Annotated in this window: 29 protein-coding genes and 1 tRNA gene; 10 read left to right on the top strand and 20 right to left on the bottom strand. The window is 64.7% G+C overall.

Annotated features, from left to right (window positions below):
* Positions 1–38 precede the first annotated feature (38 nt).
* Positions 39–353, top strand: coding sequence for a DUF1244 domain-containing protein (locus SPO_RS18250; protein WP_011049282.1), 315 nt, complete (start codon positions 39–41; stop codon positions 351–353).
* A gap of 12 nt (positions 354–365) precedes the next feature.
* On the opposite strand, the gene SPO_RS18255 is transcribed toward SPO_RS18250, so the two are convergent.
* The 5 genes from SPO_RS18255 to dgcN all read right to left on the bottom strand — a co-directional run bounded on the left by SPO_RS18255 (position 366) and on the right by dgcN (position 4,820).
* The gene (locus SPO_RS18255) at positions 366–821 is read right to left on the bottom strand and encodes a PaaI family thioesterase (RefSeq protein WP_144084031.1); all 456 of its coding nucleotides are present in this window, start codon (positions 819–821) and stop codon (positions 366–368) included.
* Between the two features lie 164 nt (positions 822–985).
* Positions 986–1,846: a D-amino-acid transaminase gene (locus tag SPO_RS18260; RefSeq protein WP_011049284.1), complete on the bottom strand. Its 861-nt coding sequence runs from the start codon at positions 1,844–1,846 to the stop codon at positions 986–988.
* A gap of 50 nt (positions 1,847–1,896) precedes the next feature.
* Entirely contained in the window at positions 1,897–2,742 is an 846-nt protein-coding gene (locus tag SPO_RS18265; RefSeq protein ID WP_011049285.1) for a DUF6544 family protein, read from the bottom strand.
* An 18-nt stretch (positions 2,743–2,760) separates the two neighbouring features.
* Positions 2,761–3,726, bottom strand: a complete 966-nt coding sequence (gene dgcA / locus SPO_RS18270; protein WP_011049286.1) for an N-acetyl-D-Glu racemase DgcA — start codon at positions 3,724–3,726, stop codon at positions 2,761–2,763.
* 92 nt (positions 3,727–3,818) lie between these two features.
* Positions 3,819–4,820, bottom strand: a complete 1,002-nt coding sequence (gene dgcN / locus SPO_RS18275) for an N-acetyltransferase DgcN (RefSeq protein WP_030003268.1) — start codon at positions 4,818–4,820, stop codon at positions 3,819–3,821.
* Positions 4,821–5,116: 296 nt separating this feature from the next.
* On the opposite strand from dgcN, the gene SPO_RS18280 reads away from it, so the two are divergent.
* Positions 5,117–6,079 carry an L-malyl-CoA/beta-methylmalyl-CoA lyase gene (locus tag SPO_RS18280; RefSeq protein ID WP_011049288.1) on the top strand — a complete coding sequence of 321 codons (963 nt, stop codon included), beginning with the start codon at positions 5,117–5,119 and terminating at the stop codon, positions 6,077–6,079.
* A gap of 45 nt (positions 6,080–6,124) precedes the next feature.
* On the opposite strand, the gene SPO_RS18290 is transcribed toward SPO_RS18280, so the two are convergent.
* The gene (locus tag SPO_RS18290) at positions 6,125–6,877 is read right to left on the bottom strand and encodes an SDR family oxidoreductase (RefSeq protein WP_044029397.1); all 753 of its coding nucleotides are present in this window, start codon (positions 6,875–6,877) and stop codon (positions 6,125–6,127) included.
* A 173-nt stretch (positions 6,878–7,050) separates the two neighbouring features.
* Here SPO_RS18290 and SPO_RS23355 point away from each other — a divergent pair, with 173 nt between their 5' ends.
* Positions 7,051–7,671 (top strand): hypothetical protein, encoded by a 621-nt coding sequence (locus tag SPO_RS23355; RefSeq protein WP_044028800.1) that lies wholly within the window; start codon positions 7,051–7,053, stop codon positions 7,669–7,671.
* Between the two features lie 48 nt (positions 7,672–7,719).
* Here the strand turns inward: SPO_RS23355 and SPO_RS18300 are convergent, their stop codons facing one another.
* Entirely contained in the window at positions 7,720–8,301 is a 582-nt protein-coding gene (locus SPO_RS18300) for a PA14 domain-containing protein (protein WP_011049291.1), read from the bottom strand.
* 129 nt (positions 8,302–8,430) lie between these two features.
* Positions 8,431–8,883, bottom strand: coding sequence for an Lrp/AsnC family transcriptional regulator (locus SPO_RS18305; protein ID WP_011049292.1), 453 nt, complete (start codon positions 8,881–8,883; stop codon positions 8,431–8,433).
* Between the two features lie 72 nt (positions 8,884–8,955).
* Between SPO_RS18305 and SPO_RS18310 the strand changes: the two genes are divergently transcribed.
* Positions 8,956–9,552 carry a LysE family translocator gene (locus SPO_RS18310; protein ID WP_011049293.1) on the top strand — a complete coding sequence of 199 codons (597 nt, stop codon included), beginning with the start codon at positions 8,956–8,958 and terminating at the stop codon, positions 9,550–9,552.
* A 484-nt stretch (positions 9,553–10,036) separates the two neighbouring features.
* On the opposite strand, the gene SPO_RS18315 is transcribed toward SPO_RS18310, so the two are convergent.
* Positions 10,037–10,867 carry an AraC family transcriptional regulator gene (locus SPO_RS18315; protein ID WP_011049295.1) on the bottom strand — a complete coding sequence of 277 codons (831 nt, stop codon included), beginning with the start codon at positions 10,865–10,867 and terminating at the stop codon, positions 10,037–10,039.
* Positions 10,868–10,989: 122 nt separating this feature from the next.
* Between SPO_RS18315 and SPO_RS18320 the strand changes: the two genes are divergently transcribed.
* Positions 10,990–11,952: an acetyl-CoA carboxylase carboxyltransferase subunit alpha gene (locus SPO_RS18320; RefSeq protein WP_011049296.1), complete on the top strand. Its 963-nt coding sequence runs from the start codon at positions 10,990–10,992 to the stop codon at positions 11,950–11,952.
* 87 nt (positions 11,953–12,039) lie between these two features.
* Here the strand turns inward: SPO_RS18320 and SPO_RS18325 are convergent, their stop codons facing one another.
* The 6 genes from SPO_RS18325 to SPO_RS18350 form a co-directional block, all read right to left on the bottom strand.
* The gene (locus SPO_RS18325; protein ID WP_011049297.1) at positions 12,040–13,197 is read right to left on the bottom strand and encodes a lytic murein transglycosylase; all 1,158 of its coding nucleotides are present in this window, start codon (positions 13,195–13,197) and stop codon (positions 12,040–12,042) included.
* A 42-nt stretch (positions 13,198–13,239) separates the two neighbouring features.
* Positions 13,240–14,028, bottom strand: a complete 789-nt coding sequence (locus SPO_RS18330) for an ABC transporter permease (RefSeq protein WP_011049298.1) — start codon at positions 14,026–14,028, stop codon at positions 13,240–13,242.
* Positions 14,021–14,788 carry an ABC transporter ATP-binding protein gene (locus tag SPO_RS18335; RefSeq protein ID WP_011049299.1) on the bottom strand — a complete coding sequence of 256 codons (768 nt, stop codon included), beginning with the start codon at positions 14,786–14,788 and terminating at the stop codon, positions 14,021–14,023. Before SPO_RS18335 ends, SPO_RS18330 begins: the two co-directional genes overlap by 8 nt.
* A 6-nt stretch (positions 14,789–14,794) precedes the next feature.
* Positions 14,795–15,808: an ABC transporter substrate-binding protein gene (locus tag SPO_RS18340; protein ID WP_044029398.1), complete on the bottom strand. Its 1,014-nt coding sequence runs from the start codon at positions 15,806–15,808 to the stop codon at positions 14,795–14,797.
* 72 nt (positions 15,809–15,880) lie between these two features.
* Positions 15,881–16,528 (bottom strand): GntR family transcriptional regulator, encoded by a 648-nt coding sequence (locus tag SPO_RS18345; protein ID WP_011049301.1) that lies wholly within the window; start codon positions 16,526–16,528, stop codon positions 15,881–15,883.
* A gap of 30 nt (positions 16,529–16,558) precedes the next feature.
* A complete protein-coding gene (locus tag SPO_RS18350) occupies positions 16,559–17,254 on the bottom strand; it encodes a M48 family metallopeptidase (RefSeq protein WP_044028803.1) in 696 nt (231 codons plus the stop codon).
* Between the two features lie 100 nt (positions 17,255–17,354).
* Between SPO_RS18350 and SPO_RS18355 the strand changes: the two genes are divergently transcribed.
* Entirely contained in the window at positions 17,355–17,681 is a 327-nt protein-coding gene (locus tag SPO_RS18355) for a TIGR02300 family protein (RefSeq protein ID WP_011049303.1), read from the top strand.
* 181 nt (positions 17,682–17,862) lie between these two features.
* Positions 17,863–17,938: transfer RNA gene (locus tag SPO_RS18360), tRNA-Ala, on the top strand.
* 346 nt (positions 17,939–18,284) lie between these two features.
* On the opposite strand, the gene SPO_RS18365 is transcribed toward SPO_RS18360, so the two are convergent.
* The 5 genes from SPO_RS18365 to SPO_RS18385 form a co-directional block, all read right to left on the bottom strand.
* Entirely contained in the window at positions 18,285–18,491 is a 207-nt protein-coding gene (locus tag SPO_RS18365; protein WP_011049304.1) for a cold-shock protein, read from the bottom strand.
* A gap of 523 nt (positions 18,492–19,014) precedes the next feature.
* Positions 19,015–20,385 (bottom strand): glutamate--cysteine ligase, encoded by a 1,371-nt coding sequence (locus tag SPO_RS18370; protein ID WP_011049305.1) that lies wholly within the window; start codon positions 20,383–20,385, stop codon positions 19,015–19,017.
* A 140-nt stretch (positions 20,386–20,525) separates the two neighbouring features.
* A complete protein-coding gene (locus SPO_RS18375; protein WP_011049306.1) occupies positions 20,526–21,053 on the bottom strand; it encodes a hypothetical protein in 528 nt (175 codons plus the stop codon).
* Positions 21,050–21,889, bottom strand: a complete 840-nt coding sequence (locus SPO_RS18380) for a GNAT family N-acetyltransferase (RefSeq protein ID WP_044028805.1) — start codon at positions 21,887–21,889, stop codon at positions 21,050–21,052. The genes SPO_RS18375 and SPO_RS18380 overlap by 4 nt, the downstream gene beginning before the upstream one ends.
* The gene (locus SPO_RS18385) at positions 21,889–22,644 is read right to left on the bottom strand and encodes a 16S rRNA (uracil(1498)-N(3))-methyltransferase (protein WP_011049308.1); all 756 of its coding nucleotides are present in this window, start codon (positions 22,642–22,644) and stop codon (positions 21,889–21,891) included. The genes SPO_RS18380 and SPO_RS18385 overlap by 1 nt, the downstream gene beginning before the upstream one ends.
* Before the next feature lie 12 nt (positions 22,645–22,656).
* On the opposite strand from SPO_RS18385, the gene ubiA reads away from it, so the two are divergent.
* The 3 genes from ubiA to SPO_RS18400 all read left to right on the top strand — a co-directional run bounded on the left by ubiA (position 22,657) and on the right by SPO_RS18400 (position 25,907).
* Positions 22,657–23,619 carry a 4-hydroxybenzoate octaprenyltransferase gene (ubiA, locus tag SPO_RS18390; protein ID WP_011049309.1) on the top strand — a complete coding sequence of 321 codons (963 nt, stop codon included), beginning with the start codon at positions 22,657–22,659 and terminating at the stop codon, positions 23,617–23,619.
* A gap of 62 nt (positions 23,620–23,681) precedes the next feature.
* Positions 23,682–25,595: an OmpA family protein gene (locus tag SPO_RS18395; RefSeq protein ID WP_011049310.1), complete on the top strand. Its 1,914-nt coding sequence runs from the start codon at positions 23,682–23,684 to the stop codon at positions 25,593–25,595.
* Entirely contained in the window at positions 25,596–25,907 is a 312-nt protein-coding gene (locus SPO_RS18400) for a hypothetical protein (protein WP_011049311.1), read from the top strand.
* The last annotated feature ends 12 nt before the right edge of the window (positions 25,908–25,919 follow it).

Consider the following 25,919-nt stretch of genomic DNA (forward strand, 5'->3'; position numbering starts at 1 on the left):
CAAACGCGCCCCAACCCAATCAGAACCGGAGCCACAACATGGACAAGCAAACCGAAATCGAAATCCAGGCCGCCGCCTTTCGCCGTCTGCAAAAGCACCTGATGCAGGACCGCACCGACGTGCAGAATATCGACCTGATGAACATGGCCGGGTTCTGCCGCAACTGTCTGGCCCGCTGGTACCAGGAAGCCGCCAATGAAAAGGGGATCGAGATGGGCAAGGACGAGGCCCGCGAGATCTATTACGGAATGACCATGGCCGAATGGAAAGCCAACTATCAGACCGAGGCCAATGCCGAGAAACAGGCCGCCTTTGAGGTGGCGTTCAAGGAAAACGTAACCGAACGCGACTGATCCCCGCTCGCCTTATTGGTTGATCCCGCTGCGGCCGATCAGCGCCATCAGGGTCGCAGTCATGGTTGCAATCGCGCGCTCCTCGCCATCGCGAAACGCATAGGCGGTGGCCGTGGCCACCGTCAGGGTGCGGCCCGGTTTCACCACTTCGGCGCGAAAGGCAAAGCGCTCCCCCTCGGCGGGGTTCAGGAAATTGACCTTGAACTCGACAGTCAGCACCGCCGCCTCTTCCTCCATCAGGGAAAAGGCCGCATAGCCGCAGGCGCTGTCCAACACGGTCGAGACGATGCCCGCATGCAAGAACCCGTGCTGCTGGGTAAGGGCCCGATCATAGGGCATGCACAATTCGACCCGCCCCGGCAACAGAGTGTCGATCCGGGCACCCAGTGTCGCCATCACCGGTTGTCGCGCGAAACTGTCGCGCACCTTCTGCGCATAACCGGCAAAACGTGGTTCAAACTCGCTCATGTCAGCCATCCCCGCGCCTGCGCGCACCCTTCCGACAGTATCCGGCGCAGCCTTGCCCAGTCGCCCCGTTGCCGCAAGGGGGGACGCAAGGGCCTGACCGCTCGATACCAATGAAAAAGCCACCCGAGCGGGTGGCTTTTTTGGGTATTGCAGACAACCGCGGTTCAGATCGCGGTCTTGCGCGCTTCGTCCAGATAGATTTCCCGCAGACGACGGGCGATCGGGCCGGGCGTTCCGTCACCCAGCGTGGCACCGTCGATCTCGACCACCGGCATGACAAAGGCGCTGGCCGAGGTGGTAAAGGCCTCATCCGCCGTCTTCGCCTCGTCGATGGTGAACAGCCGTTCCTCGACCTCCATCTGGGCCTCTTGCGCCAGCCGCAGCACCGCCTTGCGGGTGATGCCATGCAGGATGTCATTGGACAAAGGCCGGGTGACGATCTTGCCGTTCTTGACGAAATAGGCGTTGTTCGAGGTGCCCTCGGTCACATAACCATCCTCGATCATCCAGGCATCGTCGCATCCAGCCTTCTTGGCCATCATCTTGCCCATCGACGGATAGAGCAGTTGCACCGTCTTGATGTCACGGCGGCCCCAGCGGATATCCTCGATCGAGATGATCTTGGCGCCGCGTTTCGACTCGGGGCTGTCGGCCAGACTGGGTTTTGACTGGGTGAACAGCACCAGCGAAGGCGGCGTGTCAGCCGCCGGGAAGACAAAGTCGCGGTCCCCGTCAGAACCGCGCGTGACCTGAAGATAAACCAACCCCGCAACGATGCCGTTCAGATCGACCAGTTTGCGATGGATCTCCAGCAACTCCTGCTGCGAGCAGGGCTCGGCCATCTCCAGCTCGTCCAGCGAGCGTTTGAGACGCACCGCATGCCCGTCGAAATCAATCAGCTTGCCATCCAGCACGCTGGTCACCTCATAGACGGCATCCGCCATCAGGAACCCACGGTCAAAGATGGAAACCTTGGCTTCGGTCTCGGGAAGGTATTCGCCATTAACGTAAACGGTACGGGTCATGTGGGGCTCCTCTGGGACATGCAATCTCTTGCGGCGATTGGGGGTCAGCGTCAAGTTCGAGCGGCCTGCGGAAACCGCAGATCGGTGACATCGACTATGAAAAACGGGAAAAAGGCATCGGTCCCGAAGTGATTACCCGCCTCGACATGGGTCGGGATCCGGATGCCGGCAAAGCTTTGGGGGGCGGACAGAATGGCGCCGAATGGCTGCAAACGCCACTGGCGCTCAGGATTGGCATTGCTCCAGCGCTCAAAGACGATCTTTTTTGGCGCGCCTTCGGCATCCACGGTCATCTCGATCGCCTGCTCCATCCCGTCATGCGCGATGATCACGCGTGCGGTCTCTGCGTCGATACCCTGCCAGGTGATGCCCGGCTGCGGCAAAACCGCCGCCGGCGTCCACATCACCGCCTCGGCGGCATAGCGGCCAAAGGCCGAGCGGCGATGATCTTGCGTGCCGCCAAAGCGGGCGACCGGCACCAGCCCGGCCAGCCAGAACCGGGTCCAGCCTGCGCTGTCCGAGCCCGACATCCGACGCAAGCCCTGCCCGGCCCGCATCGCCCAGACAAACCCATGCGGGCTGGCAAGGGTCTGCCGCGCTGTCATCGGCATATAGCCCGGGCGCGCCTTGTCCCCCATGCCGAACTTACCCTGCATCTCCAATGCGGCGACGGTAAACAGCTCGGCGCCCGGCTCGATGGCCCAGAGAAAGAACTTGCGGGCGGGATCGGGCAGATCGGCGACCATCGCCGGATCGAACCGGCGCGGCGGCGCTGGCTGGAACGCCTGCAACCGCAGCGCCTCGTCGTTGTCGGCCCTCAGGTCGCGCCAGCGCAACAGCCCCAGCACAGCCACACAGGCAAGACAGACGCCCGTCAAAATGACCCATGTCATCATCGCCGGCGGTCCCGTCGCTCAACCCCAGAGCGCGGCGCTCGGAGGATGCACACCCGCGGCGTCAAAGGTCAGCGGCGTTTCGCGATCCTCTGCCAGCAGCAGCGGGCCATCCAGATCGGTGACCAGAGCGCCCTGCGCCACCAGTGTCGCGGGCGCCATCGCCAGCGACGAGCCGACCATGCAACCGACCATGATATCGTAACCCTCGGCCAAGGCGGCACGGCGCAGTTCCAGCGCCTCGGTCAACCCGCCGGTCTTGTCCAGCTTGATGTTGACAACGTCGTACTTGCCCTTCAGCGCGGCAAGGCTGGCCCGGTCATGACAGCTCTCGTCCGCACAGACGGGCACCGGGCGCTCCATCCCGATCAGCGCCTCGTCCTGTCCGGCGGGCAGGGGCTGTTCGACCAGGGCCACCCCCAGTCGCACCAGATGCGGCGCCAGGTCTGCATAGACCTCGGCAGACCAGCCTTCGTTGGCGTCGATGATGATCTTGGCATCCGGTGCGCCCGCGCGCACCGCTTCGAGGCGCGGCATGTCGTCGGGCGTACCCAGCTTGATCTTCAGCAAGGGGCGATGCGCATTTTTCGCGGCTTGCGCCTGCATGGCGTCGGGCGTGTCAAGCGACAGGGTGTAAGCGGTGATCTCGGGGCCCGGTGCGGGCAGACCTGCCAGGTCCCAGGCCCGTTTGCCGGCCCGTTTGGATTCCAGATCCCAGAGCGCACAATCAACCGCATTGCGCGCTGCGCCGGCAGGCAGCAGGTCGAACAGGGCGGCCCGGTCGAAATCCTCAGGCAGCCCGGCGATCTGCGCTTCCACCGACTCCAAGGTTTCGCCGTAGCGGGCATAGGGGACACATTCGCCCCAGCCGTGATGCGCACCGTCCGCGATCCGGACCGTCAGAACCTTCGCCTCGGTCCGCGACCCGCGCGAGATGGTGAACACCTGCGCCAACCGGAACACATCGCGCGACACGTCGATCCGCATCCGCCCGCTCCTTTCACTTTGCTTCAAACACTCCCGCCGGAGGCGAGATTTTTCGACGAAAAATCTCTGCTGCCTCCGCCGGGTGCCTTAGATCACATTGCTGCCAGGGCATCCACCAGTTTGCCCGGGCCGAAACGGAACGGGTCGGTGGCGGGCAGGCCCATCTCGGCCTCTATCCCTGCCAGATAGGCGCGGGCGTCCGCCTCGCTCATGTGCTGGGTATTGATCGAAACGCCGACCACCTGGCAAGCGGGATTGGCGACCTTGGCCAGTGACAGCGCCATATCGCGCACCGCCTCCAGCGTCGGCAACTGGTATCCCGGCAGGCCGCGCATATGCTCGCGGGTCGGCTCGTGGCACAGGATCAGCGCATCGGGCTGGCCGCCATGAACCAGAGCCATCGTCACCCCGGAATAGGAAACGTGGAACAGGCTGCCCTGGCCCTCGATCAGGTCCCAGTGGTCCTCGTCATTGTCGGGCGTCAGCCACTCGACCGAACCGGCCATGAAATCGGCGATCACCGCATCCAGCGGCACGCCGTCGCCGGTGATCAGGATGCCGGTCTGACCGGTCGCGCGGAAGGTCGACTTCATGCCGCGCGCGCGCATCTCGGCATCCATCGCCAGCGCGGTATACATCTTGCCCACCGAACAGTCGGTGCCCACGGCCAGGCATCGCTTGCCCTTGCGCTTGACGCCATTGGCGATCGGGTATTTGACCGAGGGGATCCGCACATCGTGCAGTTTGCGGCCACAGGCCTCGGCCACCGCGACCAGATCGGGCTCGTCGCGCAGCAGGTTGTGCAGGCCCGAGGCCAGGTCGAACCCCTCTTCCAGTGCCATCACCAGCACCTTTTTCCAGTCCTGGCTGATCACGCCGCCGCGGTTGGCGACACCGATCACCAGCGTCTTGGCGCCGGCCTCGCGGGCTTGGGCCAGATCCATGTCGGTCAGACCCAGATCGGCCTTACAGCCCTCCATCCGGAGCTGACCCACGGCGTTCTCGGGCCGCCAGTCCTTGATGCCCACGGCGACCTTGGCCGCGAGTTGGTCGGGGGCATCGCCCAAAAACAGCAGATACGGTGTCTCGATCATCGCAGGTCTCCATTTGATTCCGGTCAAGACTAAAGGTCCTGAAAAACGAGCGTTTCGCGTTATGTTTGCCGCCGACTCATCTCCATGGGCAGATTTTGCGCGCTTCGGCCTCATCACGCAAAAATCTTCGAAGTTTTCAAAGTGATTACTCTTTAATCACTCTCTTGTGCTGCATGCGCGAAATGGCTGCGCGCAGAATGCTGCGCCTGCACAAAGGCGCTTGCGCAGAGGGGCGCAATTTAATACCTCAGTAAGCAGAAAAATCGCAATTTCCTTACCTGGCGAAAGGTCTGCCCATGAGTTTCCGCATCCAGCCCGCCGCGCCCGCGCGCCCCAATCGTTGCCAGCTGTTCGGGCCCGGCTCGAACACCAAGCTGTTTGTGAAAATGGCGGCCTCGGCGGCGGATGTCATCAACCTCGATCTCGAGGATTCGGTGGCGCCCAGCGACAAGGACAGCGCGCGCGCGAACGTGATCGAGGCGCTGAACACGATCGATTGGGGCAACAAATACATGTCGGTGCGGATCAACGGGCTGGATACGCCCTATTGGTATCGCGACGTGGTGGATGTGCTGGAACAGGCGGGTGACCGGCTCGACCAGATCATGATCCCCAAGGTCGGCTGTGCGGCGGATGTCTATGCGGTCGACGCGCTGGTCACCGCGATCGAGCGCGCCAAGGGCCGGAGCAAGCCGATCAGCTTCGAGGTTATCATCGAATCCGCCGCAGGCATCGCCCATGTCGAAGAGATCGCGGCCAGCAGCCCCCGCCTGCAGGCGATGAGCCTGGGCGCCGCCGATTTCGCTGCCTCGATGGGCATGCAGACCACCGGCATCGGCGGCACGCAAGAGAACTATTACATGCTGCGCGAGGGGACCAAACACTGGTCCGACCCCTGGCATTGGGCCCAGGCCGCCATCGTCGCCGCCTGCCGCACGCATGGGGTGCTGCCGGTGGACGGGCCGTTTGGCGATTTCAGCGATGACGAGGGCTATATCGCGCAGGCCAAGCGTTCGGCGACGCTGGGCATGGTCGGCAAATGGGCCATCCATCCCAAGCAGATCGCGCTGGCCAACCAGGTCTTTACCCCCTCGGACGACGCGGTGACCGAGGCGCGCGAGATCCTCGCCGCGATGGAAGCGGCCAAGGCCAAGGGCGAGGGCGCCACGGTCTACAAGGGCCGTCTGGTCGACATCGCCTCGATCAAGCAGGCCGAGGTCATCGTGGCCCAGGCGGAACTGATCGCCGCAAACGGCTGAGACGGTTGCCGATGCCGGGCCGGCCGATGGCCGGCCCGGGCTCTGTCACAGCAACCGTGCCGAGATGCCGCCATCGACCGACATCGCCGTGCCGGTGACAAAGCTGGCCCGATCCGACATCAGAAACAGCGCCGCCTGCGCGATTTCTTTCGGTTCGCCCATCCGCTTCATCGGATGCAGACCAGCGATAAAGTCATGCGTATCCGGATCATCACCTGCCATCGCTGTCCGGGTTCCCCCGGGCAACAGCGCGTTGACCCGAATCCCCTCTGCCGCGTGATCCGCGGCAAGCGACCGGACCAGACCAACGAGCCCCGCCTTGGACGCGGCATAGGCGCCCATGCCGGGCATCCCGCCATTGTCCACTCCGACAAAGGAACTTGTGAACACCAGCACCCCGCCTTGCTCGACAAGGGCCGGAATCTGTGCCTTGGCCGAGAAGAAGGCGCTGGTCAGGTTGGTGGTGATAACCTCGGTCCAGTTCGCGGCGGACATCTCCGCGACGGGCCCGATCTCTCCCATCATCCCGGCATTGTTGAATGCGCCGTCCAGCCGACCGTATTCTGACCGTGCCAGATCGACAAGCCGGTGCGCATAGGCTTCGTCCGTAACGTCCCCGGCCAGACAGACCGCCCGGCCATTGCTCTGCGTGATCTGCCCGGTCAGTTGATTCAGTTCGGCGGCCCGGCGCGCACCCAGGACGAGATTCGCGCCCTCAGAGGCAAACAGCAAGGCCGCGCTGGCTCCGATACCGCTGCTGGCGCCGGTGATGATGATCGTCTTGCCTTTCAGTTCCATGGTCATGCCCTTTCTCTGTTGCATGGTCATGGAATAGAGAGGGGGCGACCCGCCGGGCGACCCGTTTCCTGCGCTCCGGTGACGGGCCGCTGGAAAGGCGCAGGAAACGGGTCGGCGCTGGACAGTCGTGTTCTTGTGCCGTTAGGTCGGCCTACCCTTGCTTGAGGCCGCAAATGACAGAGCTGACCCTGTTCCACACCGCCGAAGTGCATCGCGCCACCTTCGATGCACTCGCCGCGCGGATCGCGCCGGGGGCGCGGCTGACCCATGTGGTACGGCCCGACTGGCTGGCGCGCGCGCAAGGCGGGATCGGCGCCGATCTGGCGGACGAGATCACCACCGCCCTGGCCCAGGTGCCGGTGGCGCTCTGCACCTGCACCACCATCGGTGGGCTGGCCGAGCAGGCCGGCGCCCTTCGCATCGACGCGCCGATGATGCGGGTGGCTGCGCAAAGCGGCGGGCCGGTCCTGCTGGTCTGCTGCCTCGAGAGTACCAAGGCGCCTTCGACCGCGCTGCTGGAGGCGGCGTTTGCCGCCGAGGGCCACGCGGCACGGATCGCGCATCTTGATCTGTCCGGCCTCTGGCCCTTGTTCACCGAAGGCGACGGCGACGCCTTTGCTGAGGCGATCGCGCGGCGGGTCGAAAGCGCGCTGGTCGCTCAGCCAGACCTGAGCGCCGTGGTGCTGGCCCAGGCCTCGATGGCCGGGGCGCAGGCGCGAGTGCGGGCGAATGTGCCGGTGCTGGCCTCGCCGGAACTGGCGCTGCGCGCCGCGCTTGAGCGGGCCGGAACATGAAAACGGGGCCGACCGGCCCCGTTGTTCAGATCGCCCAAGAGCGCTGGTTCAATAACCGAACACCTCGTTCGGGACCCATTTCATGCCCTTGCCCTTTTGTCCCCAGCGCATCATCAGGCACGAGGTGTTGAGGCGGTTGAAATAGGTGATGTCGACCTTGTACCAGCCCGCCTGCGGCACCTCGACCTCGGAGACGATGGTGCTGTCGCAGGTCTGACGCCCGTCGAAATGACCGACCCGCTGACCTCCGATCCGCGCATCGACCCCGTCATTGGTGAAAAAGTCGATCTCGTAGATGCCCGGCGCATCAAAGCGGATATAGCCACGGATCGCTGCGGCGACATTTTCCGCGCGGGCCGAGGTCAGCGTGTTCTCGCCCTTGGCGGTGTCGCGATAATCGAGCCCGCGCAGCGCCTTGCCGCGTTGCGCCCCCGCCTTGAGCACGCTGCGCGCTTCGGCCAGTTGCCGGATATGCTCGCCCTCTTTGGCATAGCCATAGCTGACCGACAGGCCGCGCTTCAGCCCGCCAGGTTGTGGATTGGCAGGTTGCAGCTTGGCCGGTCCCGCCGCCAGCGCCCCCGCACAGATCATGGCAAGCCCTGCAAGCGCGCCGATCCAGATCGCCTTCATGTGATACTCTCCCGGTTTTCAGCGCCGCCACCGGTCTTGACGCCGGGGTCGGACAACGAATTCGTGATCAGCCTAGGGATCAAATTTTCGTGCGGCAAGGGCCGATGCGATCACTTTTTCCCCGCAGGCTCAGGCGCGCAGGTCCTTTGGAGAGCCCATGACCACATAAGTGGTGATCGAATTCACATGCGGCAGGGTGCCCAGAACATCGGTGTGAAAGGTCTTGTAGCTGGGCAGGTCGGCACATTCGACCCGCAGCAGGTATTCGATGGTGCCGGTGATGTTGTGGCATTCCACCACTTCGGGCGCGCGCGCCACGGCGCGCTCGAACCGTTCTTGTGCAGCCTTCGTGTGTTCGCCCAAACCGACCCCCATGTAGGCGACAAATCCGATGCCCAGCGCCGCCGGGTTCAGCACCGCGCGGTAGCCGCTGATCACGCCCGCCCGTTCCAGCTCTTGCACCCGGCGCAGGCAGGCCGATGGCGACAGCCCCACGCGCGCCGCGAGGTCGAGATTGCTGATCCGCCCGTCGCGGCTCAGTTCATGCAATATCTTGCGGTTGATTTCGTCAATCTTCGTCATTGATTGCAAATTTATCGCGATTGCTCGCAAGAACGCAATTTCATTTGCCCGGGCGCGCGCAAGAGTTTGCGCATGACTTACGATCTGCTCATCGCCCTTTTGCTTTTTGCCTTTGTCTCGTCGATCACGCCGGGGCCGAACAACCTGATGCTGATGGCTTCGGGTGCCAATTTCGGCTTCCGCCGCTCGGTTCCGCATATGCTGGGGATCGGGTTGGGCTTTACTTTCATGGTGGTGATGGTCGGCGTTGGGCTGGTGCAGGTCTTTGATGCCTGGCCGCCCAGCTATAGTTTGCTGAAATACGCCTCGGTCGTCTATCTGCTGTACCTGGCCTGGAAGATCGCCAATGCGGCGCCGGCCAAACGGGGGGCAGCGGCCGGACGCCCGATGACCTTTGTTCAGGCGGCGGCCTTTCAATGGGTCAACCCAAAGGCCTGGGCGATGGCGCTGACCGCGATCTCGGCCTACGCGCCGGGACAGACGCTGACGGCGGTGCTGGTCGTTGCCGCGATTTTCGGGGCGGTCAACCTGCCCTCGGTGAGCACCTGGACCGTGCTGGGTCAGCAGATGGCGCGGTTGCTGACCAATCCACGTCGCCTGACAGTGTTCAATTGGACCATGGCCGGGTTACTTGTTTTGTCGCTCTACCCGGTTTTGTGGCCCGGCTAGGGCCGCAATGGAATGCAAAGATCGGTGCGCAGCGCCTCAGGCGCCGTGTGTTCAGGATCGTCGTGATAAATCTCGAAAGGCGGCGCAAGATCGGGCCAGACCCGCAGCCGCCGCAACTCGCGCTCGTAAAGCCTGCGGAACTTGTCCGGATCTGGTCATAGGGTCCCACATGGCGATGTATGGCACAATGACAGGGCCTCTGGCGCCATGGCTCCAGACCCGCTATCTCGCCGGTGTCCTGCGGTACCGCGCATCCGGCAAGATAGACCTGCTGGGATGGTGGGGTTCGGGCCGGGTCGGACAGGTAGAGCCCAACCACCGGCCCCCACCCGCGTGCCCGCCAGTCTGACGGCAGGCAGGAGAGGAGTTGCGAAACCCTGCTGCCTTCTGCGCATAGGGCCCGACATGGCGATGGACGCGCAGATCGAAGCCCGCGAGATGGTCGAGCGAGACATCCAGGTTTTCATTGGTCACGACCAAGGCCTCATTTCAGGGGCAGACAGACCTCGGTCAGCAGTTCTTCGGGCGGAACCGTGCGCGGGTCGTTCAGGTAAATCTCGAAACAGGGGCTTTCTGCCGGTTCTTCACCCGAAGCGGGCAGCCAGGTGCCAAACAGAGAATGGTAGGCGGCAGCAAGCCCGGAATAGGGACCCTTGTAGGTCATGACCGCCGTCTTTCCGCCGGGCAGGCGGTGCTCTTCCATCCCTTGCGGGATGTCATCGCCGCGCCATGTTCCGCCCGCAAAGGACCGAAGTTCCGCCTCGGGCACGGTATCGGGGCTGTCGAGATAGATCGCAACCGTTTCCGCGATCTGCGGCCACAGGTTACGGGTCTGGCACAGGGCGGAAAAACTCTCGAAGCTGCGGCCAATGGCGGAATAGGCGCCTTGATGGGGAATCCCCACCAGACGGCGGGCGGGTTCGGTGCGGATTTCGACGGGTAGCATTGGGTAGTCTCCTGTTCTGAAGGGGGGCAGAGGCGGCAGCAGGCGATTGGTCCGGCGAAAGGCCGACGGGCTTTGCCCATAGGCCTCGGCAAAGGCGCGCGCGAAGGAGACCGGATTGGGATAGCCGACCGAGGCCGCGATCTCGTCCACCCGCGCCCGGGACTGGACCAGTGCGGTCGCGGCCCGGTGCAGCCGCATCCGGCGCACCGTCTGGGCACAGGTCTCGCCGGTCAGCGCCCGGAACACCCGGTGCCAGTGAAACCGCGACATCGCCGCCACATCCGCCAGCTGGTCCAGCGACAGGTCGCCCCCCGGATTGTCATGGATGTAATTCAGCACCCTCAGGATGCGTCCTTCGTAATCTGTCATCGCCTGATGCCTGTTTCCTCTGCCCGGTCAGACTGCCATCGAAGCGTCCCACAAATCTTGCCGAGTTGCATCCCGCGCGACCTGAGGTCATATAGCGGGAAACTCCGCGACGTGAGGGCACCATGACCCAGTATCTGGATTTCGAGAAACCGCTTGCCGAAATCGAAGGCAAGGCCGAGGAACTGCGCGCCCTGGCCCGCGCCAATGAAGAGATGGACGTGGCCGAAGAGGCCGCGGCACTTGACGCCAAGGCGGCCAAGTTGCTGGACGAACTCTATCGCGATCTGACCCCCTGGCGGAAATGCCAGGTGGCCCGGCATCCCGAGCGTCCGCATTGCCGCGACTATGTCGATGCGCTGTTCACCGAATACACGCCGCTTGCCGGCGACCGGAACTTTGCCGATGATCTGGCGGTAATGGGCGGGCTGGCGCGGTTCAACGACCGTCCCGTCATGGTGATTGGCCACGAAAAGGGCTCGGACACCAAATCCCGCATCGCCCATAATTTCGGCATGGCCCGGCCCGAAGGCTATCGCAAGGCGGTGCGCCTGATCGAGATGGCCGGCCGGTTCGGCCTGCCGGTGGTTACCCTGGTCGATACCGCGGGCGCCTATCCCGGCAAGGGCGCCGAAGAGCGCGGCCAGTCCGAGGCCATCGCCCGATCGACCGAGATGTGCCTGCGCGCCGGTGTGCCGCTGGTCTCGGTCATCATCGGCGAGGGCGGTTCCGGCGGCGCGGTCGCCTTTGCCACCGCCAACCGGGTGGCGATGCTGGAACATTCGATCTATTCGGTGATCTCGCCCGAAGGCTGCGCCTCGATCCTGTGGAAGAATGCCGAAAAGATGCGCGAGGCCGCCGAGGCGCTGCGCCTGACCGCGCAGGACCTGCTGAAACTCGGCGTGGTCGACCGGGTTATCCCCGAGCCGCGCGGCGGCGCTCATCGCGACAAGACCGCCGCGATGGAAGCAGTGCGAGGGGCCATCGCCGCCATGCTCAAGGAACTTGACGGCAAATCCGCCGAGGCGCTGATCAAGGATCGCCGCAAGAAATTTCTCGACATCGGCTCCAAGGGGCTGGCCGCATAAGAAAGGGCGCCGCGCGCCCCTTCATTGCACCAACAATACTTCGGCGAGGCGCCCGTCGGGCGACGGGGGCAGCGCCCCCCGCCCGGCTTACCCGCCGCGCAGCTGCCGCAACAGCTCGACCGAGGGCGTGCCGGTCACGGCCAACCCACGCGCGCGCTGATAATCGCTGATCGCGGCTGTGCTTTTCGATCCGATCACCCCGTCCGCGCCGCCGGTATCGTAGCCTGCGGCGGTCAGGCGGCTCTGCAACTCCTTGCGCTCTTCCAGCGTCAGACCGGTCTCGTCCGGCCCGAACGAGGCCCTGAACGGCCCGCCGCCCTTGAGCCTGTCGGACAGGTGGCCGACGCCGATGGCATAGCTGTCCGAGTTGTTATAGCGCTTGATGACGCTGAAGTTCTTGAACACCGCGATCTTTGGCCCGGGCTCCTGCGGTTGCAGGACCGCGCTCGGGCTGCCGGAATTGGCAGCGGCAGAACCCACTTCGCCGCCCCAGGGCTGGCCGCGCACCCAGCCGGCATTGGCCAGGTAAGCGGCGGTCGAGGCCAGCGCATCGGTCGGGTCCTCGGACCAGATGTCGCGCCGCCCGTCGCCGGTGAAATCCACCGCATAGGCCAGGTACGAGGTGGGGATGAACTGGGTGTGACCCATCGCGCCCGCCCAGCTGCCGGTCATGTTCTGGGGCGAGGTATCGCCGTTTTGCAGGATCTTCAGCGCCGCGATCAGCTGCTTTTCGAAAAACGCGCCACGTCGTCCGTCATAGGCCAGGGTCGAGAGGGCCGAGACGATCGGCACGTCGCCGCGCCGGGCGCCATAGCGGCTTTCCAGCCCCCAGATCGCGGTGACGATCTCCTTGTCGACGCCGTAATGCGCCTCGATCCGGGTCAGCAGCGCGCCGTGTTGTTGCAGCATCTGCCGCCCGGTGGCAATCCGCTCATCCGAGGCAGCAATGGCCAGGTAATCCTCCAGCGAGCGTTTGAACTCTGTCTGGTTGCGGTCGCGCTCGATCACCTTGGGGATAAATCCCGCCCCGCGAAAGGCGCGGTCCAGCGTCGTGGCGTTGATGCCCTGTGCCGAGGCGCGGCTGCGGAAGCCCGCCACCCAGGCCTCCCATCCCGCATTGGGCACGGTTGGCCAGCTCTGCGCCGGGGCGGCGGCAGGGGTCGAGGCGGTCAGCGGTGCGCCACCGCCACAGGCGGACAGGGACAGCGCGCCCAGCCCAAGGGTAAAGAACCGTCGGTTGATCATGATGACATACCTGCTCGTTTGTTTTGCCGCAGGATACCGCGATCAGCCGCGCCAGACCAGCAAGCGTTTCTCGATTTTGCCGATGGCCCAGCTGGTCAGCACGCCCAGACAGGACAGAATGACGACTCCGGCAAAAAGCCGCTCAAGATCGTAGAGCGCACCGGCTTGCAGGATATAGGCGCCGATCCCGTGTTCGGCGCCCAGCATCTCGGCCGCGACCAGCAGGATGATGCCGATGGCCAGCGATACGCGCAGCCCCGACAGGATGCCGGGCAGCGCCCCGGGCAGCACAATCTTGCGCACGATCGACCACCAGCCCAGGCCAAAGCTTTGCCCCATGCGGATGAGCCCCCGGTCGACATTGTCGACCGCGCCATAGGTGGCCACCACCGTAGGCGTAAAGGTGCCCAGCGCGATGAGCGCGTATTTCGACCCTTCGTCGATGCCGAACCAGATCACGAACAGCGGCAGCAGGGCGATTTTCGGGATCGGGAAGATGGCCGCCACCAGTGGCACCAGCCCGGCCCGGATGTAAGAGAAGAGCCCGATCAGAACGCCTACACCAACACCCGCGCTGATCCCGAGCGCTGAACCCACCGCCAACCGGCTGAGCGACGGGAGCAGATGGGTCCAGAGGGCTCCAGAGCGGGCCAGATCGCCCAGTGTCGCGGCCACGTCCGAGGGGCGCGGCAGGGTCAGGTTGGTAATCCAGCCTGTCCGCGTGCCCCATTCGATCAGGAACAGCAGCAGCAGGAAAACGGCGATGCCAGTGCCGCGCCGCGCCTCGGGGCGGAAACCGCCACCACGAAAGGGAACCCTGAGCTCAGGCATCCAGCAACTCCAGATCGGCGGCCACAGCCTCGTCGCGCATCAGTGCCCAGAGGTGGGCCTGGATCGCCTCCAGCCCTGCGTCGCCGGCATGCCGTTCAGAAAGCGCCCCTGGCACCTCGATCACCTCGCGCACGCGGCCTGGGCGGCGCGACAGCACCACGATGCGGTGGCCCAGGCGCACCGCCTCGGCCAGGTTGTGGGTGACATAGACGCCGGTAAAGGGCTGCCGCTCCCACAAACCCACCAGATCCTCCATCAGCAGCTCGCGCGTCTGCGCGTCCAGCGCCGAAAGCGGCTCGTCCAGCAGCATAACCGCCGGGTTCACCGCCAGCGCCCGGGCAATGGCGACGCGCTGTTTCATGCCGCCCGACAATTGCCGGGGCAGCGCATCGTGGAAATCGGACAGCCGGGTGCGGGCCAGCACATCCTCGATGATCGCGCGCACCCGGTCGCCCGGAAGGCGATGATCTTCGAGCACCAAGGACACATTGCCCGCCACGCTGCGCCAGGGCAGCAGGGCGAAATCCTGAAACACGTAGGTCAGCGGGTTCAGACAACCCTCGGGCGGGGTGCCGCCTTGCAGCACCTCGCCCCAATCGGGTTGCTCCAGCCCGCCCAGCATCCTGAGCAGGGTGGACTTGCCGCAGCCCGACGGACCCACCACGCACAGGATCTCGCCTGCCGGGATATGCAGCGAAACATCGTTCAGCACCACCATGTCGCCATAGCGATGGGTCAGACCGCGAACCGCAAGTTCCATTTGCCGTCAGATCATGGGCACATAAGAGCTGTCGACCAGCGTCTCGGTGGTGATGCTGTCCTTGACCATACCTTCGGATTTGAACCAGCCCAGCTGATCCTCGACCGAACCCATGTTCAGGGCCGAATCCTTGTTCAGACGCATCGCGCCGTTGCGGATGGATTTCTCGGCCTTCTCGAAGGGCTGGTCGGCATAGACATATTTGTGCACCAGCTTGACCATCTCGACCCCGGCCTCATCGCCTGCGGTCTTGTCCACCAAGGCCGCGTTGAAATCCGCCGCCCCGCGCGAGAAGGCGCGCAGAAACGCCTCGGTCTGCGCCCGCTCGCCGGAGGCATTGCTGGCAGAGGTAAACACGGTGGTGACCTGATAATCGGGCAGATAATCGGCAACCATGCCGATATGTTTCACAGCACCGCCGCCCGAGAGCGCCTTGCCGATATGGGGCACGATGGTCCAGGCGTCGACCTGTCCCGACTTCATCGCGCCGATGATCGCGCCCACCTTTTGCAGCGGCGTGAACTTGACCGAGGCGCCCTCGACCGCCGCGATCTTGGCGCCCATATAGTGGAAGGACGAGCCGGGCTGAGTGACGGCAAAGCTGCGCCCATCGAGCGCCGCGGCGCTGGTCAGCCCCGCGTCATAAGCCGCGTTCGACGCCAGGATCATCTGGCCGTCGATGCCCTTTTCCTCGCTCAGCGCGCCGCCGATCACCTTGGCCGCGCCTTTTTCGGCCAGGCTGATCAGGCCGCCGGTGATCGCGGTCACCGCGTAATCGGCGTCACCACTGGCAATCGCCACCGCCATCGGCTGGGCCGCCTCGAAGAACTTGAATTCGACGTCCAACCCCTCCTCGGCGAAATAGCCGCGTTCGAAGGCCACAAAAGACGCTGCATGGCTGGTGAAGCGCAAAGCGCCCACGGTCATCTTGGTGTTTGCCAGTGCCGGCGTGCCCAGCATCGGCAGGGTGGCGGCGCCACCGATCAACCCCAGCGCGCCGCGCCGTGAAAACCTGTTCATCATCTCACTCCCCGTTGAAATCCGGTCTCAGCTTAAGACCAAGGCAAAGCGACGCGCAACCGCGCAACGCGATCACGTCACCAGCAGCCGCAGGCCCTGAGTCACGTCGGAACGCACGGCCAGTCGCAATCCGGGTTCATCGCCCGCCTTCAGCGCGGCGATGATCAGCTTGTGATATTGCGGCGGATCGGTGCGGCGCAGCCGCCCATAAAGCGCCCGCATCGTCGGCCCCAGTTGCAGCCAGACGGTTTCGGCCATGGCCAGCATCGCCGGCGCCTGCGCCCGCAGATAGAGGGTGCGGTGAAATTCCAGATTGGTGCGGATGTATCCGACCGCATCACGTTTCGACACCATCTCGGCCACGGTGCCGTTGATCGTCTGTAACCGGTCTATCAGCGCCATATGGGCGCGCGGCAGGGCGCGGCTTGCCAGCTCGACCTCCAAGAGCGCGCGCAGCGCCGCCAGTTCCTCGATCCGGTCGCTATTCAGCTCGGGGGTCGACACGCGGCCCGAACTGGACAGGAACAGCGCCCCCTCGGCCACCAGACGGCGGATCGCTTCGCGCGCGGGCGTCATCGAGACATCGAACTCCTTGCCGATGCCACGCAAGGTCAGCGCCTGCCCCGGCGCCAGCTCGCCATGCATGATGCGTGTGCGCAGGGTGCGATAGACCCGGTCATGGGCGGCGGTGGTCGGATCGGGGGGGCGAACGGGCTGCATGACTCTATGTGATCACAACCATCGGCAACGTCAACTCGCCGCGCTGTCGAACCGGTAGCTGTGCAGCTGGGTGCCATTGTCGCGCAGCCACTGGCGCGGCGCCACATAGGGGCCGTGGATGCGGGTGACTTCGGCCCAGAACCGCGAAGAGTGATTCATTTCGGCCAGATGCGCCACCTCATGCGCGGCGACATAGCGCAGCACCGAGGGCGGCGCCAGGATCAGCCGCCACGAGAACATCAGCGCCCCTTCGGTGGTGCATGACCCCCAGCGCGAGCGGGTGTCGCGCAGGCTGATCCGGGCATAGGGCCGGCCCAGTTCGGAGGCGTAGAAATCGCAGGCCGCCGCCAGCCGGTCGCGCGCCAGCTCGCGCAGGAAACGGTGCAGCCGTGCCTCCATCCCCTGCGGCGGCACCTCGACCAGCCCCGGCCGCAGCTGGATCCGCCGACCGCTGGCCGGAACGATGCGCGTCGGTGCGCCCTCGATCGGGATCGCATCGCCAAAGCCGGGCTGGTGCCGGGGCATGTGCCTGGCCAGATGGCCGCGAATCCAGTCGGCCTTGCTCTGGGCAAAGTCGATGGCCTCCCGCTCGGGCACGCCCGGCGGCAGGGTCAGGGTGACCCGCCCGTCCAGCTGCGAGATGCGCAGGCTGATCCGCCGTGCGCGCGCCGAACGCCTGAGCGTCAGCGGCACCGGTGGCTGTCCCGGCAGATGATGCTGACCCATATCGCGCTTCCTTTGGCCTAAAGGCTTTGACAGTCTCCACCTCATGTGGCACGAGGCCGGAATCGTCGTTGCGACTCACCAGATATCAAGGGGATTTCACATGCCCAAGGAAGAATGGGGTGTAAAGCGCCTTTGCCCGACCACCGGCAAGCGGTTTTATGACCTGAACAAGAATCCGATCGTCAGCCCCTATACGGGCGAGATCGTCGAACTCGACCTCGGCAAGGGCCGGATGATTGCCGCCGATGCCGAGGATGCGGCAACCCGCAAGGCCCGTCAGACCGTGGATGACGACGAAATCGTGCTGGATGACAGCGATGACGATTCGGTCGACATGGATATCGATGATGACATCCTCGAAGACGATGATGACGAGGACAGCGTTTCGCTGGACGACATCAAGGATATGTCCTCGGACGACGAATGATCCGCTGACATTCGAATGCAAGACAGGGCGGGCAGTGTTCCCGCCCTTTTTTGTGCCAATCCACGCCCGGATGTCGCAGCCAAGAAAATCTGCAAGTCCCTCGATTTTGGGCTTGCGCTCGTCCTACCGCTCTCATAAATGTCCGCTCACCGCAGCGATACGGATGTTCGCTGACCGGTCCGGGGCCTTAGCTCAGTTGGGAGAGCGCTTGCATGGCATGCAAGAGGTCAGGGGTTCGACTCCCCTAGGCTCCACCAAATCACCCCTATAGCGTGACATGTTGCCTGATCTCCCTTGGCAATTTCCCTGCCCCTTGCCGCCAATCTGAATGCGCCCCGGACAGTATCCTTGTTCGGTCCAGACCATGGTGAGATGCGAGCGCCGCGGGGCGTGGGGCGTGGGGCGCGTTTCGGAGAAAGCATGTCTCTCCAGCCGTTGCACGGATTGGCGCGAAGGAGCGTGCAGCGCTCCCATATCGGACGGTCGATGAGAGAGAGGCGCCGCGCCTGATCAACCCCTGCGGCTCGACAAACCCCTTTCAGCACAAAAAAGGCGGGGCCACCCCAAGGGCAGCCCCGCCTTTCTTTGCGATTCGTAGCTGGCTTATGCCAGTGCGAGATTGATCGCGGATTCGCGACCGTCCCGGCCACTTTCGATGTCGAAAGTCACGGCTTGGCCGTCATCCAGCTTTTGGATGCCCGAGCGTTCCAGAGCGGAAATATGAACGAAAACGTCCTTCGAACCCTGCTCAGGTGCGATGAAGCCGAAGCCTTTTTGGGAATTGAACCATTTCACGGTGCCATTGGCCATCGTGTTGTCTCCTAGTACATTTGCCGTCCACAGGATGCGACGACCCGGCTAAGTGTCGTCGTAAGATCAACTGAGGCACTTAGGAAACAGAAGGTCGTAAGAAGAAGCTTTGCAAGGCCCAGATAGTAGGCTTTGGGCACGAATTCAAGTGGAGACAACCAAAAGGCGCATCAAAAACCCAATGAATTCCTGTTTTCTTTGGGGAGATCACACCCCTGTCGCAAGCGCGCCCTGCCTTGTCGGCAGCCTCGCGCGGCGCGCAGAAGGTCTCGATTCCATCTCTTGGCGGCGGATTCTACGGGCACGTTTCAGGGCCTGCGTACAGCCGTTGGCAGCCATCTGAACAGAGAGGCCCCTGCCGCGATCAAAGCGCTCAGGGGGTCGCCAACGCAGGCTTCGGGGCTGGCCCGTCTCGCCAAACCGGAGGCCCAAGAACCCGCGCCCTGGCCATCCGGCATGCCTGTCCGGCAGGAAGCTCAGCCGCCCGCCTGCGATGATCGCACCGCAGGGCGGGCGGCCCGGCTCAGTAGCTGTATTGCGCGTAAATGCGGCTCAGGTCGCCATTCCAATCGCCCTGATAATGGTCCAGCAGCTCGTCGGCGGGCACCTTGCCGCTTTCGACGCTGTCCTTCAGCGCGTTCAGGAAGTGGGTCTCGTCGGGAACCAGGCCACCCGCGCCGGGGCGCGCGCGCGCCTTCAGCCCGGCCTCGGAGATCGCCAGCACCTCGCGCGCGAGATCGTGCATGCGGACATTGCCCGCCCGCGCCTGCAGGCCCTGCCGGCTGGCCTCGATGCGCAGCGTTTCGCGGGTCTCGGCGTCCCAGCCCTTGACCAGGTCCCAGGCCGCGTCCAGCGCCGACTGGTCGTAGGTCAGCCCGACCCAGAAGGCGGGCAGCGCACACAGCCTGCGCCATGGGCCACCATCGGCGCCGCGCATCTCGATGTATTTCTTGATCCGCGCCTCGGGGAACAGGGTGGTCAGGTGATCGGCCCAATCAGAAAGTGTCGGCGTCTCGCCGGGCAGCGCGGGCAGCCGCCCGTTCAGGAAATCGCGGAAGGACTGGCCCAGGGCGTTGATATATGTCCCGTCGCGATAGACAAAATACATCGGCACATCGAGCGCGTATTGCACCCAGGATTCGAACCCGAACCCCTCGTCAAAAATGAAGGGCACCATGCCGGTGCGGTCAGCGTCCAGATCGCGCCAGACCCGGGCACGCCAGCTCTTGTGGCCGTTGGGCTGGCCCTCGAAGAAAGGCGAATTGGCAAACAGTGCCGTGGCCACCGGTTGCAGGGCAATGGCGACGCGCAGTTTCTGCACCATGTCCGCCTCGGAGCCAAAATCCAGATTGACCTGAACCGTGCAGGTGCGCCGCATCATGGTGGTGCCCATGGTGCCCACCTTCTGCATATAGGCATCCATCAGCTTGTAACGGCCCTTGGGCATCAGCGGCATCTGGTCATGGGTCCAGATCGGCGCCGCGCCGAGCCCGATGAAGCCCACGCCGATCTCGTCGGCGATATCCTTGACCTCGCGCAGATGGGTATTCACCTCGTCGCAGGTCTCGTGGATGGTTTCCAGCGGCGCGCCGCTCAGCTCCAGCGCCCCGCCGGGTTCCAGCGAGATATTGGCGCCGTCCTTTTGCAGGCCGATCAGATTGCCGCCCTCGCGCATTTCGGCCCAGCCGTGCCGGTCGCGCAACCCTTCGAGAACCGCAACGATCGAGCGGGTGCCCTCAAACGGCAGCGGTTTCAGCGTATCCTTGCAAAAGCCGAACTTCTCGTGCTCGGTGCCGATGCGCCATTCCGATTTGGGCTTGCAGCCCGAGGCGAGGTATTCGGCCAGCTGTTCGTGGCGTTCGATCGGTCCGCCGCCGGACTGGGGAATGGACATGCTCGGGCTCCGTCTTGGCTTTTCTCGATCTGCCGAGAAGTGGCACATTTGGCGCAAGTGTCAATGGAACGAGGGGTAGAAACTCACGCCGAAGTGTTGGCCCGGCCATCACGGGAATCGATACCCTCTACCGTGCGCCATCAATGCAACGGCAAGGTGGCGGGGCGCGAGGGCGTGCGTTCCCAGATCACCACCGCATGGCGCGCATCGCCCTTGAGCACCGCCAGCACCCGTTCGGTCCTGAGCCCGGGCAAGGCCGAAAACCCGTCAAACAGCACTTCGGCCCCCTCGGCGTTGACAGGAATGGCCAGCACCGCGCGACCCTCCTGTTCCAGCAGCCAATGCGGCGGAGTGGCGGTGGGGTCATAGGTCAGCCGCTCGATCTCGGCGGCCGCGACAGAGCCGCCGCCAAGCGGGCCCATATAGGTGATCTCGCCCTCGTCCAGCAGCACGATGCCGGGACCGCCACCGCCGGTACGGAACCGGGCGCGCTGGACACCGACAACCGCCAGCGCCAGCCCCGCGGCTGCCACCGGCCACCCTGTCCAGCCCAACAAGCCACCCGGGCCCGCGATCCAGCTGAGGCCAAGAAGCGCGACGGCAAGCCCCGCCAGCACCTCGCGCCAGCGCCACAACGCGGCGCGCGCTTCGGGTCGGATGAAGCTCATGGTGTTATCCTCTGCGGAGTTTCAAACAACAGCAGCGTCCACAAGCCGATCTGGCGGAAACCGATGCCGCGATAGGCACCTGCAGCTGCATCCGAAGCGGAAAACAATGTCGCCTCTGTCACGCCGCGCGCCCGCGCTTCGATCAGGTGCAGCGCCAGCGCCCGGCGGGCATGACCCTGCCCGCGCAGCTCAGGGGGTGTAAAGACGCCTCCGACCTGCACGATGTCGGGCAGGCTGGCGTTGAACCCGGTCATTGCCAGGGCCTTTCCGCCCTGCATCAGAACACGGTGGCTGTCCGCCGCGATATAGGTATCGTGATCCACCTCGCCTTGCCGCTGGGCTTGCTCAGGTGACATGTGCAGCGCCTCTCGACAATAGGCCACGCGCCACCGGATCATCTCCTCCGGGTCGGCGGTGCCCAGCGGATGCAGAGTTGCGGGTCCATCAGGACACTGCAGGTCCTTGAGATCCAGGGTGAAATGCGGCTCGTCCCGGTCGAGCGTCGCCGATCGTCCAGACAGGCCAAGCCGGTCCGCCAGCGGGCGGGCGATATCGGCGGGCCCGATGATGCCGCTGATATCCGTCTCCCGCAGGATATCGCGGGCAGAATCAAGATCCGCCTCGGGCAGGTTTGGCATCACGGTGCCCGACCGGGTGACCGAAAGCACGCCCGTCACCTGGCCTGCGACCTTGGACATCCACATCGAAACGGCATAAGGTGCGGCCCCGTCCAGGCCGAAGCGATGCAGATTGGATAGGGGAAACATGGCGCGATTGGGCTGTAGCCGCAAAAAGGCACGCACATCATCCAGATCGGATGGAACGACTCTCTTCATCACCAATCCCCCAGCGCCTGCTGCCAGAGCGTCAGCGCCGCCACCGCCGCGGTGTCGGCGCGCAGGATGCGCGGGCCCAGGCTGACCGCATGCGCATTGGGCAGCGCGGCCAGTCGGGCGCGCTCGCGTTCCGAGAAACCGCCCTCGGGGCCGATCAGGATGGCCCAGGGACCGCTCGGTCCGCCCGTTCGGGCGTTCTCGCCCTGCCCCGCGAGGAGGCCCGAAAGGGCGGAGGAGCGCCCCGCCAGCGTCTCGTCACAGAACATCAGCTGCCGCTCCGCCGGCCAGCGGTCAAGCAGCGGGCCGAGCTTTTGCAGCTCTGCCACCTCGGGCACATAGGTGCCGCCGCATTGTTCCGCCGCCTCGACCGCATGCGCCTGCAGCCGGTCCTGTCGGATGCGCTCGGAATTGGTGAACTCGGTCTGCACCGGAACGATCCGCGCGGCGCCCATCTCGGCCGCCTTCTCGACAATGAAATCGGTACGCGCCTTCTTGATCGGCGCGAAAAGCAGCCAAAGGTCAGGCGGCATCCTGAGCGGCGCGCTTTGGCTCTCGCACAGTAATTCACCGCCGCGCTTGCCCGCCTCGCCGACCCGCGCCTGCCATTCGCCATCGCGTCCGTTGAACAGCGCCACCCAATCCCCGACACCCAGCCGCATCACCCCGAAGAGATAATGCGCCTGGTCGCGCGACACCTGAACCGGTTGCCCCTGGCCCAAGGCCTGCTCTACATACAATCTGATCTTTGCACTCATGGAAGACTACATATGCAAGGCCAAGCCCCAACGCCAGACGGTCAGGTCGCGGACGCGGTGACCGGCAACTGGGTCGATATCCATGCCCCGGCCTGGTCGCGGCCCTATCTCAGGCTCAGCCGCGCCGACCGGCCGATCGGCACCTGGCTGCTGCTGATCCCCTGTTGGTGGGGGTTGGCGCTGGCCATGCTCGACGGGCAGGATGCGCGCTGGGGCGATCTTTGGATCGCCCTGGGCTGTGCCATCGGGGCGTTCCTGATGCGGGGTGCGGGCTGCACCTGGAACGACATCACCGACCGCGAATTTGACGGCCGGGTCGAAAGGACCCGCTCGCGCCCGATCCCCTCGGGTCAGGTCAGCGTGCGCATGGCGGTGGTCTGGATGATCGCGCAGGCGCTGTTGGCGCTGATGATCCTGCTCACCTTCAACCGGATGGCCATCGCCATGGGCGTTTTGTCGCTGTTGCCGGTGGCGGTCTATCCCTTTGCGAAACGCTTTACCTGGTGGCCGCAGGTATTTCTGGGCCTTGCCTTCAACTGGGGCGCGCTGCTGGCCTGGACCGCGCATTCCGGCTCGCTGGGCTGGGGCGCGCTGTTCCTTTATCTCGCGGGCATCGCCTGGACGCTGTTCTATGACACCATCTATGCCCATCAGGATACCGAGGATGACGCCCTGATCGGGGTCAAGTCCACCGCCCGGCTGTTTGGCGCACAGACACCGCGCTGGATGTCCTATTTCCTGGTGGCCACCGTCAGCCTGATGGGGATCGCGGTGTTCGAGGCAGCGCTGCCCGATGCCTCGATCCTGGCGCTGGTTCTGGCGCTGGCGGGACCCTGGGCGATGGGCTGGCACATGGCCTGGCAACTGCGCGGACTGGACCTCGATGACAATGGCAAACTGCTGCAACTGTTCCGGGTCAACCGCGACACCGGCCTGATTCCGCTCATCTTCTTCGTGATCGCGCTGTTCGCGTGATTGCACCCTCGATCCCGGGGGGTTAAGAACTCTGCCAAAGACCGGAGAAATAAGACCTGCTGATGCGACTTCCTCTGACCCTCGTGGTCGCGCTGACCTTTGTTCTGGCAGCGCTGATTTGCGGTGTGGCCGCCAGTTTCGCCGTGACCGCTGTCGAGGAGAACTCGGAAATCGCCGTGCGGCGCGGGTTGGACCGAGCTGGCCATAACTGGGCCGAAGTCCAGGCCAACGGCTTGCAGGTGATCGTCACCGGTATGGCCCCGGACGAGGCGACGCGGTTCAATGCGCTGTCGGTCGTGGGGGGAGAGGTCGATGCCTCGCGCGTTATCGACCTGATGCAGGTGCGGCCCTCGGCGGGACTGGCCGCTCCGAAATTCTCGATCGAGATTCTGCGTAACGATTCCGGCGTGTCGATCATCGGCCTGGTTCCCGCCTCGATGAACCGGCAGGCCCTGCTGACCTCGCTGAAACGGCTGGCCGACGGGCAGCAGGTGGCCGATTTGCTGGAAACCGCCAGCTATCCGGTCCCCGAAGGCTGGCAGGATGCGATGGATTATGCGGTGGTCGCGCTGGGCATGCTGCCGCGCTCGAAGATCTCGGTCAGCGCCGGGCGGGTGACGGTGCGCGCCATCTCGGACAGCGGCGCCGACAAGAAGCGGTTGGAGCAGGCGCTGAACCGCGCCGCACCACCCTCGCTGCGGATCGGTCTTGATATCGCGGCACCGCGCCCGGTGTTGACGCCCTTTACCCTGCGCTTCCTGATCGACCAGGACGGCGCCCGTTTCGACGCCTGCGCCGCCGATACCGAGGCCGCGCGCGACCGCATCCTGAGTGCCGCGCGCGCCGCCGGGATGCAGGAAAGCGCCTCTTGCACCATCGGCATGGGGGTGCCCTCGCCCCGCTGGGCCAAGGCCGCCGAGCTGAGCCTTGCCGCCCTGGCCGAGCTGGGTCAGGGCACCGTGACCATTGCCGATGCCGATATCACTCTGGTGGTGGCGCAGGGCACCGACCCGGCCCTGTTCGACCGCGTGGTCGGAGAGCTGGAGACCGGCCTGCCCGATGTGTTTGCCCTGCATGCAGTCTTGCCCGAGCCCGAAACCAAGCAGACCGCCGGCCCGCCCGAATTCACCGCCACGCTCAGCCCCGAGGGGCTGGTGCAGCTGCGCGGACGGCTTGGCAGCGATCACGCACGCGAGATGGTGGACAGCTATGCCAAGGCCGCCTTTGGCTCGACCGCGGTCTATACCGCCGCCCGGATCGTACCCGACCTGCCGGCGGATTGGCCTGTTCGGGTGCTGGCCGGGCTCGAGGCGCTGGCGACGCTCAGAAACGGCGCACTGGTGGTCAGCCCCGACCGGGTGATGCTGCGCGGTACCAGCCATGTGGAAGAGGCCAGCGCCGAGATCGCCCGCCTGCTGGCCGACAAGCTGGGCGAAAACCAGAGCTTCGATCTGGAAATAGCCTATGAGGCGCCGCCCGAACCCGCAGAAACCAGCCTGGACGCCGACCGGTGCGAGGCGCTGCTGGCCGAGGTGCAGGCAAATGACAAGATCGCCTTTGAACCCGGCTCTGCCACCATTGCGGCCAGTGCCTCGGGCACGATGGACCGGATCGCGGACCTGTTGCAGAGCTGCGGACCGATCCGGCTGGAGATCCAGGGTCACACCGACAGTCAGGGCCGCGAAGAGATGAACCAGCAGCTTAGCCAGGCGCGCGCGCAGTCGGTTCTGAACGAGCTGCGCGCGCGCCGGGTGCTGACCGCGAGCTATGCCGCCGTCGGTTATGGCGAAAGCCAACCGATCGCCGATAATGGCACCGAGGATGGCCGCGAAGCCAACCGCCGCATCGAATTCCGTCTGATCCGTCCGGAACAGGCAGACGAACACACCACGGCGCTGGAACAGGTCGAGGCAGAGCAATCCGGCGATGCGGATACCGAGCAGAGCACCACCGGGACCACCGGGGAGGATCAGTAAGTGAACAGAACCGAATTCATCATCACCACCGCCATCATCCTGTTCGTGGCCTTTTCCATGGGATGGTTCGCGAACTGGCTGGTGCACCGGTTCACCCGCGTGCGGCAAAGCGATGTGGCCGATCTGGACCGGATGAGCCAGGAACTGCACGAGGCCGAAGAGGCCCGCGATCAGGCGATCACCTATCTGCAACAGCGCGAGGCCGAGCTGACCAACCAGCTGACCCAGACCGAAGCGGAACTGGGCGCGGCCATGGACGGGCTGCGCGCCGCCCGGCAAGAGGCCGAAGAGCTGCGCCATCATCACGGCTGAGGATTGGCGCGA

This window comes from Ruegeria pomeroyi DSS-3, from assembly GCF_000011965.2.
Taxonomy (GTDB): Bacteria; Pseudomonadota; Alphaproteobacteria; order Rhodobacterales; family Rhodobacteraceae; genus Ruegeria_B; species Ruegeria_B pomeroyi.

What these genes read in the sequence shown, in the direction of transcription:
- SPO_RS18250 (WP_011049282.1), top strand. Translation starts at nt 39, where the DNA reads ATGGACAAGCAAACCGAAATCGAAATCCAGGCCGCCGCCTTTCGCCGT.
- SPO_RS18255 (WP_144084031.1), bottom strand. Translation starts at nt 821, where the DNA reads ATGAGCGAGTTTGAACCACGTTTTGCCGGTTATGCGCAGAAGGTGCGC.
- SPO_RS18260 (WP_011049284.1), bottom strand. Translation starts at nt 1,846, where the DNA reads ATGACCCGTACCGTTTACGTTAATGGCGAATACCTTCCCGAGACCGAA.
- SPO_RS18265 (WP_011049285.1), bottom strand. Translation starts at nt 2,742, where the DNA reads ATGATGACATGGGTCATTTTGACGGGCGTCTGTCTTGCCTGTGTGGCT.
- dgcA (WP_011049286.1), bottom strand. Translation starts at nt 3,726, where the DNA reads ATGCGGATCGACGTGTCGCGCGATGTGTTCCGGTTGGCGCAGGTGTTC.
- dgcN (WP_030003268.1), bottom strand. Translation starts at nt 4,820, where the DNA reads ATGATCGAGACACCGTATCTGCTGTTTTTGGGCGATGCCCCCGACCAA.
- SPO_RS18280 (WP_011049288.1), top strand. Translation starts at nt 5,117, where the DNA reads ATGAGTTTCCGCATCCAGCCCGCCGCGCCCGCGCGCCCCAATCGTTGC.
- SPO_RS18290 (WP_044029397.1), bottom strand. Translation starts at nt 6,877, where the DNA reads ATGGAACTGAAAGGCAAGACGATCATCATCACCGGCGCCAGCAGCGGT.
- SPO_RS23355 (WP_044028800.1), top strand. Translation starts at nt 7,051, where the DNA reads ATGACAGAGCTGACCCTGTTCCACACCGCCGAAGTGCATCGCGCCACC.
- SPO_RS18300 (WP_011049291.1), bottom strand. Translation starts at nt 8,301, where the DNA reads ATGAAGGCGATCTGGATCGGCGCGCTTGCAGGGCTTGCCATGATCTGT.
- SPO_RS18305 (WP_011049292.1), bottom strand. Translation starts at nt 8,883, where the DNA reads ATGACGAAGATTGACGAAATCAACCGCAAGATATTGCATGAACTGAGC.
- SPO_RS18310 (WP_011049293.1), top strand. Translation starts at nt 8,956, where the DNA reads ATGACTTACGATCTGCTCATCGCCCTTTTGCTTTTTGCCTTTGTCTCG.
- SPO_RS18315 (WP_011049295.1), bottom strand. Translation starts at nt 10,867, where the DNA reads ATGACAGATTACGAAGGACGCATCCTGAGGGTGCTGAATTACATCCAT.
- SPO_RS18320 (WP_011049296.1), top strand. Translation starts at nt 10,990, where the DNA reads ATGACCCAGTATCTGGATTTCGAGAAACCGCTTGCCGAAATCGAAGGC.
- SPO_RS18325 (WP_011049297.1), bottom strand. Translation starts at nt 13,197, where the DNA reads ATGATCAACCGACGGTTCTTTACCCTTGGGCTGGGCGCGCTGTCCCTG.
- SPO_RS18330 (WP_011049298.1), bottom strand. Translation starts at nt 14,028, where the DNA reads ATGCCTGAGCTCAGGGTTCCCTTTCGTGGTGGCGGTTTCCGCCCCGAG.
- SPO_RS18335 (WP_011049299.1), bottom strand. Translation starts at nt 14,788, where the DNA reads ATGGAACTTGCGGTTCGCGGTCTGACCCATCGCTATGGCGACATGGTG.
- SPO_RS18340 (WP_044029398.1), bottom strand. Translation starts at nt 15,808, where the DNA reads ATGAACAGGTTTTCACGGCGCGGCGCGCTGGGGTTGATCGGTGGCGCC.
- SPO_RS18345 (WP_011049301.1), bottom strand. Translation starts at nt 16,528, where the DNA reads ATGCAGCCCGTTCGCCCCCCCGATCCGACCACCGCCGCCCATGACCGG.
- SPO_RS18350 (WP_044028803.1), bottom strand. Translation starts at nt 17,254, where the DNA reads ATGGGTCAGCATCATCTGCCGGGACAGCCACCGGTGCCGCTGACGCTC.
- SPO_RS18355 (WP_011049303.1), top strand. Translation starts at nt 17,355, where the DNA reads ATGCCCAAGGAAGAATGGGGTGTAAAGCGCCTTTGCCCGACCACCGGC.
- SPO_RS18365 (WP_011049304.1), bottom strand. Translation starts at nt 18,491, where the DNA reads ATGGCCAATGGCACCGTGAAATGGTTCAATTCCCAAAAAGGCTTCGGC.
- SPO_RS18370 (WP_011049305.1), bottom strand. Translation starts at nt 20,385, where the DNA reads ATGTCCATTCCCCAGTCCGGCGGCGGACCGATCGAACGCCACGAACAG.
- SPO_RS18375 (WP_011049306.1), bottom strand. Translation starts at nt 21,053, where the DNA reads ATGAGCTTCATCCGACCCGAAGCGCGCGCCGCGTTGTGGCGCTGGCGC.
- SPO_RS18380 (WP_044028805.1), bottom strand. Translation starts at nt 21,889, where the DNA reads ATGAAGAGAGTCGTTCCATCCGATCTGGATGATGTGCGTGCCTTTTTG.
- SPO_RS18385 (WP_011049308.1), bottom strand. Translation starts at nt 22,644, where the DNA reads ATGAGTGCAAAGATCAGATTGTATGTAGAGCAGGCCTTGGGCCAGGGG.
- ubiA (WP_011049309.1), top strand. Translation starts at nt 22,657, where the DNA reads ATGCAAGGCCAAGCCCCAACGCCAGACGGTCAGGTCGCGGACGCGGTG.
- SPO_RS18395 (WP_011049310.1), top strand. Translation starts at nt 23,682, where the DNA reads ATGCGACTTCCTCTGACCCTCGTGGTCGCGCTGACCTTTGTTCTGGCA.